The 12,043-nt window shown below is 64.3% G+C and carries 13 protein-coding genes; 5 read left to right on the forward strand and 8 right to left on the reverse strand.

Features of this window, described 5'->3' with window-relative positions; all coding sequences use genetic code 11:
- Positions 1 to 25: 25 nt before the first annotated feature.
- Positions 26 to 229: a cold-shock protein gene (locus tag HMPREF0291_RS01980; RefSeq protein ID WP_005287157.1), complete on the reverse strand. Its 204-nt coding sequence runs from the start codon at positions 227 to 229 to the stop codon at positions 26 to 28.
- Positions 230 to 381: 152 nt separating this feature from the next.
- Between HMPREF0291_RS01980 and HMPREF0291_RS01985 the strand changes: the two genes are divergently transcribed.
- Positions 382 to 2,748 carry a DEAD/DEAH box helicase gene (locus tag HMPREF0291_RS01985; protein ID WP_005287160.1) on the forward strand — a complete coding sequence of 789 codons (2,367 nt, stop codon included), beginning with the start codon at positions 382 to 384 and terminating at the stop codon, positions 2,746 to 2,748.
- 34 nt (positions 2,749 to 2,782) lie between these two features.
- Here HMPREF0291_RS01985 and HMPREF0291_RS01990 read toward each other — a convergent pair whose 3' ends face one another.
- The 7 genes from HMPREF0291_RS01990 to ssd all read right to left on the reverse strand — a co-directional run bounded on the left by HMPREF0291_RS01990 (position 2,783) and on the right by ssd (position 7,548).
- The gene (locus HMPREF0291_RS01990) at positions 2,783 to 3,130 is read right to left on the reverse strand and encodes an Rv3654c family TadE-like protein (RefSeq protein WP_005287163.1); all 348 of its coding nucleotides are present in this window, start codon (positions 3,128 to 3,130) and stop codon (positions 2,783 to 2,785) included.
- A complete protein-coding gene (locus HMPREF0291_RS01995; RefSeq protein ID WP_040423995.1) occupies positions 3,130 to 3,438 on the reverse strand; it encodes a hypothetical protein in 309 nt (102 codons plus the stop codon). The genes HMPREF0291_RS01990 and HMPREF0291_RS01995 overlap by 1 nt, the downstream gene beginning before the upstream one ends.
- Before the next feature lie 15 nt (positions 3,439 to 3,453).
- Entirely contained in the window at positions 3,454 to 3,663 is a 210-nt protein-coding gene (locus tag HMPREF0291_RS02000; protein WP_040423996.1) for a DUF4244 domain-containing protein, read from the reverse strand.
- 204 nt (positions 3,664 to 3,867) lie between these two features.
- Positions 3,868 to 4,545, reverse strand: coding sequence for a type II secretion system F family protein (locus HMPREF0291_RS02005; protein ID WP_005287171.1), 678 nt, complete (start codon positions 4,543 to 4,545; stop codon positions 3,868 to 3,870).
- Positions 4,542 to 5,342: a type II secretion system F family protein gene (locus HMPREF0291_RS02010; RefSeq protein ID WP_156774781.1), complete on the reverse strand. Its 801-nt coding sequence runs from the start codon at positions 5,340 to 5,342 to the stop codon at positions 4,542 to 4,544. Before HMPREF0291_RS02010 ends, HMPREF0291_RS02005 begins: the two co-directional genes overlap by 4 nt.
- Complete coding sequence (locus HMPREF0291_RS02015) at positions 5,339 to 6,484, reverse strand: TadA family conjugal transfer-associated ATPase (protein WP_005287177.1); 1,146 nt, start codon at positions 6,482 to 6,484, stop codon at positions 5,339 to 5,341. Before HMPREF0291_RS02015 ends, HMPREF0291_RS02010 begins: the two co-directional genes overlap by 4 nt.
- Positions 6,484 to 7,548 (reverse strand): septum site-determining protein Ssd, encoded by a 1,065-nt coding sequence (ssd, locus tag HMPREF0291_RS02020; protein WP_005287180.1) that lies wholly within the window; start codon positions 7,546 to 7,548, stop codon positions 6,484 to 6,486. The genes HMPREF0291_RS02015 and ssd overlap by 1 nt, the downstream gene beginning before the upstream one ends.
- Before the next feature lie 215 nt (positions 7,549 to 7,763).
- Here ssd and HMPREF0291_RS02025 point away from each other — a divergent pair, with 215 nt between their 5' ends.
- The 4 genes from HMPREF0291_RS02025 to HMPREF0291_RS02040 all read left to right on the forward strand — a co-directional run bounded on the left by HMPREF0291_RS02025 (position 7,764) and on the right by HMPREF0291_RS02040 (position 12,041).
- Positions 7,764 to 9,143 carry an IS3 family transposase gene (locus HMPREF0291_RS02025; RefSeq protein WP_005287188.1) on the forward strand — a complete coding sequence of 460 codons (1,380 nt, stop codon included), beginning with the start codon at positions 7,764 to 7,766 and terminating at the stop codon, positions 9,141 to 9,143.
- A gap of 334 nt (positions 9,144 to 9,477) precedes the next feature.
- Positions 9,478 to 10,335 (forward strand): HAD family hydrolase, encoded by an 858-nt coding sequence (locus tag HMPREF0291_RS02030; protein ID WP_005287190.1) that lies wholly within the window; start codon positions 9,478 to 9,480, stop codon positions 10,333 to 10,335.
- A 141-nt stretch (positions 10,336 to 10,476) separates the two neighbouring features.
- Positions 10,477 to 11,055, forward strand: a complete 579-nt coding sequence (locus HMPREF0291_RS02035) for a phage holin family protein (protein WP_005287193.1) — start codon at positions 10,477 to 10,479, stop codon at positions 11,053 to 11,055.
- Between the two features lie 68 nt (positions 11,056 to 11,123).
- Entirely contained in the window at positions 11,124 to 12,041 is a 918-nt protein-coding gene (locus tag HMPREF0291_RS02040; protein WP_005287197.1) for an alpha/beta fold hydrolase, read from the forward strand.
- Positions 12,042 to 12,043: the final 2 nt, after the last annotated feature.

Below are 12,043 nucleotides of genomic sequence, written 5' to 3' on the forward strand. Positions count from 1 at the left end.
CGCCGTTTTTGACCGTCGATAAGCGTTAAAGCGCGCGGACCTGCTGTGCCTGCGGACCCTTGCTGCCTTCGCCGATCTCGAACTCGACCTGCTGGTTCTCTTCGAGGGTGCGGAAGCCGCTGCCCTGGATCTCGGAGTAGTGGACAAAAACGTCAGAAGAGCCGTCATCAGGGGCGATGAAGCCGAAGCCCTTTTCGGCGTTGAACCATTTCACAGTTCCTGTTGCCATTGTGGTTAACCTTTCGTAGATGCTTGGAGCTCGCGAGCACCCGGTAAGGCGCACACAATCTGCGACCACCGACCAGTGTGCCATGACTTGGCCAATCACGCCGGGCGAGCCGAAAAGTTTTCCGTAGCCTAATTACCGTTGGAGGGATCCGCATGGATGTGATGGCCCAAGAGCTGCTCGAAGGGCTCACTCGCGCATGCCCGCAGGGCACCATCACGCATGCGCGCACCGTCCCCGGACGCCCCGCGCGCCATGTCGAATGGCCGCAGTGGACAGATGAGGCGCTGCGCACGACGCTTATCGACGCTTCCATCACCCTCCCGTTTTCCCACCAGGCCGAATGCGCCCAACTCGCGCGGGACGGCCGCGATGTCGTGGTAGCTACCGGGACGTCATCAGGCAAATCTTTGGGTTACCAACTGCCTGTCTTGACAACGCTGGCGGAGGATCCGACCGCGTGCGCGATCTACCTGACGCCGACGAAGGCGCTGGGATCGGATCAGCTGATGGCGGTGAATACCCTCATTAAGGGTCATCCGGTGTTGGGTGGGGCTGGTTCTGCCCCTATCAACCCCGCACCCTACGACGGAGACACACCTACCGAGGCTCGTCCCGTGGTGCGGGAGACCACCCGCTTCGTGTTCACCAACCCCGACATGCTGCACGCCGGCATCCTCTCCGGCCACCCGAAGTGGGCCCGTCTGCTGCGCCACCTGCGGTACGTCGTGGTGGACGAATGCCACTCCTACCGCGGCGTTTTCGGTGCCAACGTCGCGCTGGTGCTGCGCCGCCTAGACCGAATCGCCCGGGCCTATGGGTCGCGGCCAGTGTTCGTGTGTGCTTCTGCAACGGCCGCTGACCCCGCCGTCCACGCGTCCCGTCTGACCGGCCGCGATGTGACCGCTGTGACAGAGGATGGCGCCCCCACCGGCGAACGCACCTTCGCCTTGTGGGAGCCGGGGTTCATCGAGGGTGCCGAGGGCGAGAACGGCGCCCCCGTCCGCCGCGCCGCCACCACAGAAGCAGCCACGATCATGGCGGACCTGGTCGGGGCCGGTGCCCGCACGCTGACGTTCGTGCGCTCCCGGCGCGCTGCCGAGATTGTGGCGATGCGCGCGGCTGAGGATTTGGTTGCCGCCGGCCGGGCCGACTTCGCCCAGCGGATCGCCTCCTACCGCGCTGGGTACCTTGCTGAGGACCGTCGCGCGTTGGAGCGGGCTCTCGACAACGGTGACGTGCTCGGCATGGCCACGACGAACGCGCTGGAACTCGGCATCGACGTCGGCGGGCTCGACGCCGTGGTCATGGCGGGGTTCCCCGGCACCGTGGCCTCCTTCCGGCAGCAGGCGGGCCGTTCCGGACGGCGCGGGCAGTCGTCCCTGGTGGTCATGGTTGCCCGCGACGAGCCGATGGACACCTACCTAGTCCACCACCCCGAGGCGCTTCTGGACCGGCCGGTGGAGAATAGCGTGTTCAACCCGTGGAACCCGTTCATTTTGCGGGGGCATGTGTATTGCGCGGCCGTCGAAAAGCCGCTCACGCCCGATGAGGCGGCAGCCAGCGACAGCATCGCCCGCACCGTCGCCGAGCTGGAAGAGCAGGGTTTCCTGCGTCGCCGCGCCAAGGGCTGGTTCGCCGTGCCGCAGCTGGACGGGCCCATCACGCCGGAGTCGGCGCATGCCTCGGTGAGCCTGCGTGGCGGCACGGGTGACGAGGTCATGATTGTCGATGTCACCGACGGGCGCCTGCTGGGCACCGTCGATTCCGACCGCGCCATGTCGCAGGTGCACGACGGGGCTGTCTACGTCCACCAGGGCGAATTCTTCGTCATTGAAGAGCTCGACCTGGAGGGCTACGTCGCGCTCGCCCGCCCGGAGATGCCCGACTATTCCACGATGGCGCGGTCCACCACGGACATCGCTGTCATCGGCACGGTGGACAAGGTCAACCCCTCGCCTGGGTTGTGGGTGGCCAGCGTGGATGTGGAGGTCACGGACCGGGTGACGGGGTACGTCGTCAAGCTTTCCGACGGCACCACCTCCGAGCACATCCCCCTCGACTTCCCACCGCAAACCCTGGTCACACGGGCGGTGGCCTACACGATCGACCCGGTCGTGCTCGACGAGCTGGGTATCGCTGCCGGCGACGTGCCTGGCACCTTGCACGCCGCAGAGCACGCCGCGATCGGCCTGCTGCCCCTGCTAGCCACCTGCGACCGGTGGGACATCGGCGGGGTGTCTACCGCGTTGCATCCGGACACGATGCTGCCCACCGTGTTCGTGTACGACGGCCACCCCGGCGGCGCCGGCTTCGCGGACGAGGGCTACGCCCGCTTCCACGAGTGGATTGCCGCGACCTACGACGCCGTGAAGTCCTGCGGATGCGCTACTGGTTGCCCCTCGTGCGTGCAATCGCCGAAGTGCGGCAACGGAAACCAGCCGCTGGATAAAGCGGGCGCGCTGAAGGTACTAGGCGCGCTGGTCACCATGACAGCTGGTTTGAGCGACCGCGTGCGCTGAGCCCCTGGCTACCGGTGGCCCGGCAGCACCGCGGTCACAGCGGCCCGGCACGCGCCGTCGCTTCGGCATGTCTCGCCCCACCCGCCGTGCGCACGGCAGTGGTGACGATCACATCCGCACCGTCGATCGTGCAGGTGCGTACCTCCGCGTCGTTCAAGCTCGCAGTTCTCTCCGCAGTGGAGCACACCTGCGACGCGGTATGTCCCGTGTAGAGCGCAGTTGCCCCGGCGACGGCAGCGAGGTCCGCCGCCACCTGCGCCCGGTGCGTGCCGGCGGTGTGGCTGACCAGGCCGGCCACCACCATTGCCAAGCTGACCACGGCAGCGACGATGGAGGCGGAGAGGATGGTGGCGTGGCCGCGGTCGTCGATAAGCGTGCGCATCAGCGGAACTCCACCGGATACACCGCGGTAGCGCGCATCGGGCGGATAGTCGCGGGGACCTCCGCCGTCACGCGCACGACCTCGGCATCCTCGGTGACAGTGACGCTGATCCCGTCCCGCGGCGGGGTGTAGGTGATGCCGATGGCGTGGGAGCGCGCCGCCGCACCCGCGACGTCCACAGCCGTGATGTAGGAGGCCATGGTGGAGATCCCCGCCACGATCGCCGCAGCCACCGTGACCAGCACGGCCAGCGACAGCGCGGCCTCGATCGTGACGGAACCGCGGTCAGCGGCGAGCACCTTTCTCATCAGCGCCACCCCCACCTAGCTCGGCGTGTTGGACAGCGCGTCGGTGATGATGCCCTCAATCGCGCTGACCACCCCGTCGCCGTTGATCACCATGTACAGCACCGCGGCGAGCGCGGCTGCGGCGAGACTGCCCATGGCGTATTCGATGGTGGACATTCCGCGCTCGTTGCGCAGGGCAGCGGCACTTTCGGCTCCACGCTGGGATGCTCGTGCGTAGGCGCGCAGCGTGGCGGCGTTGAGCTTATCGACGGCCCCGCGCAGGCCCATCGGGGCGGACTGGATGTTGTTCTCGGTGGGATTGATGATGGCTGCAGTCATGATCGTGTCTCCTTTTCTGATGACGGTGTGTCTTGAGAGTTGTTTGCTTGGTTCGTGCTGGTTGTTCTTGTTTCCTGGGTTTTGTGCTGGTTATCTCGGTTCTCTGGTTTTTCATCCACCCCCGAACATGTCTGACCCCAACCCGATGACCACGGGCGCGAGCCCGAGGACGAAGAACGCCGGGAGGAAGAACGCGGCGAGCGGAATGCTGATGAGGACTCCGGCGCGTTCTGCGGCCGCCGTTGCGTCGTCGGCTGCGTCAGCGCGCAGGGACTCGGCGATGCGGTCGCAGGAATCGGCTACCGCTGATCCTGAGGCGTGCGACAACGTGACCGTCGACGCCAGCTCTTCGCATCCTGGGACGCCGTGCATGACGGCCCATGCGCGTTCGGGTTCAATCCCGAGTTCGCTGTAGGCCACAACGCGGCGCCAGAGCTGCCCCAGCTGCGCGAGCTGACCCGATTCCCCCGTGTCCCCCACGTTTTCCCCCTCGTTGAGTGCTTCATCCTGGCCACCCTGTTGGTAGCTTTCTGCCACTGCGGCGGCTGCCGCGGCGGCCGGTAACCCCGCGCGGAAGCAGGCGGCGAACAGTTCAATGTCGCTGGCGATGCGGTGCTTGTCCCACCGCTTTTTCTGCTTCCCCCATCGACTGGTGTTGCCGGGCCCGTCGCGCGGGGCCTTCGGGTCCCGGGTGGACTCGCTTATCCGGCCCGCTGGTCCCACCCCAGGCAGAGCAAGTGCCCCGGCGAGGAAGGCTGTTGCCAGCACCGTGCTTATCGACGCACTCATCCTGCCGCCCTCCCGATGATCGCCTGCGACGTAGCGAACCCGGCGCAGACGAGCGCCGTTCCCACCAGCAGCAACAGGCCGCCGAGCCCTCCGCCGGTGAGTAGGGCCACCGGACGGGCACCCATTGCTTGCCCCATGAGGATCCCCGCGAGCGGCAGTACAGACAGAACCACTGCGGTTGCCCGAGGACCCGCCAGCGCCGCCGTAGTAGCGTTGCGGTGCCGCACAGCGTTGTCCAGGCGGGACCGCGCGCTGCCGAGCAGGTCCGCAACGGGAATGCCCAGCTTGGCCGACAAGCCCCACAGGACACCGACATCCCGCAGCTCAGGCAGGGGTGACGCTGCCAGGATCGCCGCACCCGACCCGCCGCTTCTCGTGTGGGCGGCCACACGGCGCAGCTCGCTGGCAAGGTCTGCTGGAGCGTTGTCGGCGGTCTGCTCGGCGGCCCGGGCGCATGCCTCGGCTACGCTCGATCCAGCGCGTAAGGCTGCGACCAAGTGGCCGAGGTAGCCGGCAGCGGCAACGGCACGGTCGTGGTGGGCGCGGCGCCGGCGGGCCGCCACCACCGAGTGGATGGCTGTCGCCCCGGCGACACACACGCTGAGCATCAGCGTCGCCCGGTCCGTCGCGAGCACTGCGAGCACAGCCACCACACCACCGATCCCCACCAAGGGACGCAGGGCCGCCTGAGTCATCGGGGCGGATCTTTGACCGATGCGCAGTGCAGGACGCGCAGGCGGCACGCACAGGGCCAGGGCGAGCAGCAGCGCAGCCGGCCACGAAATCACTGAGATCACGGCTGCACCCCCAGTTCGGTGCAAAGCTCCCGGTACCCGTCGCGCTGCCCGGCGCGCGAATCCCACACGACCCGCGGCACCACCGGGTTGCCTTCCAGCACACCGATCTGGTGGACAATGCGTCGGCCGTCGCTCTCCCGGCGCATCACGATCACCACATCCACCGCCGCTGCCAGCTGCGAGTGCAGCGCTTCCCAGTCGAGCCCGCCGAGCACCGCCAACGCTTCCAACCGGGCGGGCACCTCATCGATGGAGTTGGCGTGGACAGTCCCCGCACCCCCGTCATGGCCTGTGTTCAGCGCGGCGAGAAGATCGACAACCTCCGCTCCACGGATCTCCCCCACCACGATCCGGTCGGGCCGCATGCGCAGAGCCTGTCGCAGCAGGTCAGCAATGGTGATCTCACCTGCGCCTTCCGTGTTCTTCCCGCGCGAGGTCAGGTTGACCACGTGCGGGTGCGCCGGAGTCAGCTCCACAGTGTCCTCGATCGCGATTATGCGCTCGTGCTGCGCGACCTGCGCGAGCATGGCCGCCAGCAGCGTCGTCTTGCCTGTCCCGGTGCCACCGACAACGAGAAAAGCTTTTCGCTTATCGACGACTCCCCTCAGCACCGCCTCCCTTTCCCCATCCACAGCCCCAGAGGAACGCAGCTGGTCCAACGTGGCCGTCTTGCTGCGCAACACGCGCAGGGAAATGCAGGTGCCGCCCGCGGAGGTGGGGGCGAGGATGGCGTGGAAGCGTAAGACGGTGCCGTCGACACGCGAAAGGTGCCCGTCGGCGTATGGCTTCGCGCTGTCGAGGCGGCACCCGCAACTGGCGGCTAGGCGCGTGGCTAGGCGGCGCACCGCATCGTCGGTACCCAAGCTCATGTCTGCGCGCTCCAGCCCACTGCCGCGGTCGAAGAAGATGTCATCGGGGCCGTTGACGCAGATGTCGGTGACCCCGTCGATGGCGAGCAATGTTTCGAGCGGCCCTGCTCCCGTCGTTTCGTCGCGCAGAGCACGCATGATGTCCAGCACGTCGAGGTCGCTGATGACCACCGCCTCTTCACGGATGAGACCCGCGAGTTCGGCCGGTGACGTGATTGACGGGTCGTCGGCGAGGCGGCGTTGCACGGCGGCGATGATGTCTGCGCGCTCCATTAGCTCGCCGCCTTCAAAATCGTTCGAGCTGCCGCGGTGAGTGATCGCGGCAGGCGTTCCGGCAACCCGCCGACTTCGACTGCGCGGACGAGCTTCGGCACGTGTTTGACTTCCGCCACCACCTCCGTGTTGGTCACGTTCTCCATCTCCTCGGCGGTCATCCCGGACCAACCGCGGTGCCGCAGCACAATGGACACGGGAATGTTCGCGCCCCGGCATTCCGCGGCGATGAGCGCGGCGGCAGCGGCCGCCCGGACCTCTGCCGGCGCAAGGATGAACGCGTGGTCGCACCGGTTGGGCAGCCCGTCTGCAGGCGCGTCAACGACGGTCAGTCCGCCCGTGCCCAGCGCTGTGACTACCCGGTCGAGATCCCCTGCGGCCACGCGGCTAATCCCCGCCGCTTCGGGCACGACCGTCCGGGCCCCGGTGAGCACCCCGATCCCATCCTTCGTCACCGGCAGTGCCTGGCGCAGTTGGGACCGGTCCACACTGCCTTGGCCGATGTCGAGGTCACCCCAGCGCGCACCGACAACGTCCTCGACGCCGAGTAACAAGTCGATCCCGCCGGAGTAACGGTGGGCGTCGACGATAACGGGTTGTACCTCCGTCGACGCTGTGCGGGCAACGGCCGCCGCGAAGGTGGACGTTCCCGCACCACCAGCCGCGCCGATGAACGTCAGTACTGTGCCCGTCGTCGCAGTGCGGGCACTGGCAACCCCGGTTGCCGCGCGCAGTGCTAACTTCCCAATCGCTCCGAGGAGGTCGGCAGCCTCCGCCGGCAGCGCGAATGAATCGGCCGCGCCCGGTGGAGCCTTGTCGGTTGTTCCACCGGTGGTGTCGCTGCGCAGGTGGAACACTCCGTGGCGCTCGGGAAGGCCGGTGAGGGCGGGGAGGTTCTCGTCGTCGATAAGCACGGCGAAGGCGCGGGAGTGGTGGCGGGTGATGTCGGCGGGACTGTGGGCGTCGATCAATGGGCGGCCCGTTGCGGCCGCGAGGTGCGTTGCCTCGGGGTGCACGATCGGGTCGCCGACGGCGATGAGGATGGGTGCTGTGTCGCTGCGCATGGCTTCACTGTGAGCGCTGCCAACCCCCAGCTCAAGCGGTTGCTTTCGGCCCTGTGGACAACCCCCGTTTTCGCGGACGTGTCACCATTTTTCTGTGGATAGATCTGGCGCTTACCGCGCATTGTGCGCACTGCAGTGACCACAACTAAGGGGCCAGGGAACCGGCGGGTTAAACGACAAAAGGGGATGCGGACGGAATCTTGGAGGATTCCATCATGAACCGCTCATACACCAAGGAGCAGCGACGCAGAGCTCTGCAGGTTTACAAGCGCACTCAATCGGTGACCAAGACCGTCCGTGAACTTGGTTATCCAGGGCGATGGACGCTGTACAAATGGTTGCGTGAACCCGCCAAACCTGGTCGACCCCGCAAACAGTCAAAAACATTGACCCGCTACCCGTTTGAGGTCAAGCTTCGTGCTGTTGAGCTCTTCAACGCTGGTTGGAGGCCAGCTGACATCGCTGTGGAATGCGAGCTGCGCTCAAAGATGAGTGTCTATTCTTGGGCACAACGCCACCGTGAAGAGGGAAAATGGGGTTTGATGTCGAAAAGAGAACGCAAAGAGCACACTCGCATGCCCACCCGAGCAGCATTCGAGAAATCATTAGCCGATGATCCTGCAGAACTGAAAAAGCAAATGGCTCAACTGCTCGTTGACAAGGCTGTTTTGGAAAAGGAGCTGGAACTTGTAAAAAAAGACGTCAGCGTCATCCCGGGTCAGCTCAGCAATAAGCACAAGGCTGAAGTGGTTGACGCGTTACGCGGCGAGTTTCCGTTATCTATGCTGCTTGCTGCTATTGATCTTGCGGCATCAAGCTTCTACTACCAACTCCAACAGCGATTTGCTCCGGATAAGCACGCGCGTATCCGCGAATTGCTTCATGAGATTAGTTCTGAGTCGAATAACACCTACGGCTATCGCCGACTTTGGTGGGAACTGCGCCATCGCGGGATCGTTATCAGTGAGAAGGTCGTCCGCCGTCTCATGCACGAAGAGGGAATTCGTCCCTGGTTCCCGAAACGAAAGTGGCGTTACTCCAGCTATCAAGGGGAAATTTCTCCCGCACCACCTAACCTGGTGAACCGCAATTTTCATGCTGAGCATCCAAATCGGTTGTGGCTGACTGACATCAGTGTTTTCGCTACTAACCAAGGTCGCGTGTACCTGTCTGCCATCATCGACTGTTTTGACGGGAAGGTCGTGGCAGCAAAAACAAGTGTTCATCCCACCATGGAGTTAGCAGAAGAAACTTTGTACGCAGCAATCGCAACCGAAAAGCCGGCAATGGATGGCTCCTTGGTGATTCACTCAGACCGCGGAGCACATTATCGAGGCAGCAGCTGGCGAAGTATGACCGAGAAGTTCGGAATACTTCGCTCGATGTCGAAGAAAGGTTGTAGCCCCGACAATGCAGCATGCGAGGGGTTCTTCGGCCGAATGAAAAACGAAATGTACTACGGCAGAACCTGGCAGAACCCCCAAGAGCTCAAAGAAGCAATCGCGACATACATTGAGTTCTACAACGATCACCGAATCAAGATCAGCCTCGATGGTTTGAGCATTGCCGAATACCGAAAAGTCAATGTAGCGTGAGATTGAAACTGTCCAAAAAACGTCCGCATCCTCTTTTGTCGTTTAACCCGAACCGGCCGCTGCGGCGACAGCATGCGGAGAGAATAAGAGACGGCCCGCGCTATCGGGGGGGGGTGCGCGGGCCGTCTTACCCGGCCACAGGGGGGGATCGGGCCGGGGCCGGCCGCACTGTATATCGGGGCCGTGCAGATCTGATTATGGCATATAAATTCGATTCTGCACAAGACCCAAACTCAGATAGTTCGAAAAATATTTCGAAGCCCCCGTACAAACGCATGTGAGCTGGCTGTTTTCCGCGGCAAGTTGGGCAGTTTGTGGATGTAGAATCATTCGCATGACAGATACTGGCCCGGATCACAGCGCCGCAGCGTCACCAGCGTCACCGCAACGCGTCGGCGAAGGCACGGGTGAGCGCGTGGCCGCGTTCTTCGACTTGGACAAAACAATCATCGCCACCTCGTCGGCCTACGCCTTCGGCCGCGGGTTCATGGACAACGGGTTGATCACACGCCAGGAGGCGTTAGAGCTCTACCTGTCCAAGACGTCGTATATGTTCTCCGGCCACTCCAGTGCGAAGATGGATGCGACCCGCGACCGCATGGCGGCGATGGTGAAGGGCTGGCCAGTCGAGCAAGTGCGCGACGTCGTTGCCGACACCATGGCGAGCGTGGTCACCCCAGCGATTTACTCCGAGGCCCGGGAACTCATCGACTACCACCGCGCGCAGGGCCACGACCTGGTCATCCTGTCCGCATCCGCGTCCATCCTGGTGGAGCCGATCGCGGCAGAGTTGGGCATCGAGACAATTGTGGCAACTCAGGCGGAGGTCAAAGACGGGAAGCTCACCGGTGAGATCACCCACTATCTCAAGGGCGACGCGAAGGCGGATGCGGTGCGGCGCCTCGCCGACGAGCGCGGGTATGACCTTGCGCGCAGCTACGCGTACTCCGATTCGCTTACCGACGTCCCCATGCTCGCGATGGTCGGCCACCCCGTCGCCGTGAACCCCGACCGGGGGCTGCGCAAGCATGCGGCAGCAAACGGGTGGGACATCCGCAGCTTCAAGAACCCGGAGCCCCTCTTCCCCTCCCCCGGCGCGAAGGAGATCGGTATCGGCGCCGGCATGGTCGCCAGCGTCGCCGCCCTGACTGCTTTCGGCGTGTGGCTAGCCCAGCGCCGCAAGAGCGCTTAAGGCCTAGCGTTACCTACGTCACGCACTCAGCGGGAATGTCATATACAGTAGACTTCCGTTGAGATAGGTTGAAAAAGCTCAAAGCAAGGTTGAGAATCTGCCTGCAATGGGCGGGGCCCACCCGAGGAAGGTTTTAGAACAGTGAGCAACGACGGGATGTACACCAGCGGATCGACCAGCTACAAGGCAAAGATCGATTCCATCCCCCTGCGCGACACGGACGTGACGCAGCCGGGCGCGGACTCTTTGGGCACCCTGGTGTCCAACGCCACCGAGCAGGTTTCCAGCCTTGTCCGAAACGAGATTGAGCTGGCTAAGACCGAGGTTGTCGGTGAGGCTAAGAAGGCAGCGATCGGCAGCGGCATGCTCGTCGCCGCTGGTGTGATTGCACTGTTTTCCACCTTCTTCTTTTTCTTCTTCCTGGCCAAGCTGATTGCCATCTGGACGAATGACGCATGGGGCTTCGGCATCGTCTTCCTGCTCATGCTCATCACCGCAGGCATCCTCGCCCTGGTGGGCGTGAAGCGCTTCCAGGCGATGAAGAAGCCGGAGAAGACCATCCAGTCCGTCAACGAGCTCAAGGGCCTCGTCCCGGGCCAGGCACAGAAGAACCTGGAGAAGGACACCTCCGAGCTGTACACCTCCTACGGCACCGGCACCACTGTTCCGGCTGGCTACCCCACCGCGCAGGGCACCGGCTCCACCAAGGTGACCGACTAAGTACCGCTTAATTTTTAGCTGTTTAGCCCGCGCATTGTCGCGGGCTTTTCGCTTATCGACGCACCCCCATGAAACAACCCATCTCCCCGAACACTGTCGCCCTTCCCGGCCCGTTTGAGCACGTCATGCTGCACACCCGCGGCATTCGTCTGCACGCAGTTGTCGCCGGGGATCCGCGCGACCCGCTCGTGTTGCTCATTCATGGCACATTCGGAGCGTGGCTGGACTTCCGCCACGTGATTGAACCGTTAGCTCAGGAGGGGTTCCACGTCGCGGCCGTGGACATGCGCGGTTACGGGATGTCGGACAAGCCCCCGTCGCGCCCCGGCGACGATACGTTGTTGGCCGTCGGGGACATCGACGGCATGATCACCGCCCTCGGGCACGAGCGCGCGCACCTTGTCGGCCATGACACTGGAGGGGCGTTGAGCTGGGTGTATTCGGCCGCTTACCCGCACCGAGTCGACAGTCTCGTCGCAGTGTCGGCAGCCCACCCCTACGATCTGCGCAGCTACATGCGCCGGCGGCCATGGCAGTTGATCTACATGACCACGCGCGTGGCTATCGGACGCCTCCCCAGCTGGTTCCTGCGCTGGTTCGCCGGGGCAATTCCGCAGGTGTGGCGCAGCGAGCTGACCATCAACACCCAGCCGGGTTTCCACCGGTCCGACGCGTTCACTGAGACCCTCGCTCTGCGCGTGCAGGCCGCCAGCATCCACAACGCACTGCGCGGGATCATTCACAACTCCCGCATGCTCACACCGAAACTCATCTCGCTGCCGAACAAAGCCAATGCCAACGCGCCAACCCTCGCTCCTGTGCTGCTCATCCACCCGCCCCAAGACGTGTGGACGCGTATCGACGAACTCTCCAGCGCCCGCACCCGCGGCCCCCTGGCCCGCACGAGCATCCCCGGGGCGAAGAACGTGCCCCACGTGGAGAATCCACAGGGCTTCGTCGAGGCCCTCACGAACTTTCTCTCGTGAGC

Source organism: Corynebacterium genitalium ATCC 33030 (genome assembly GCF_000143825.1).
Lineage (GTDB): Bacteria > Actinomycetota > Actinomycetes > Mycobacteriales > Mycobacteriaceae > Corynebacterium > Corynebacterium genitalium.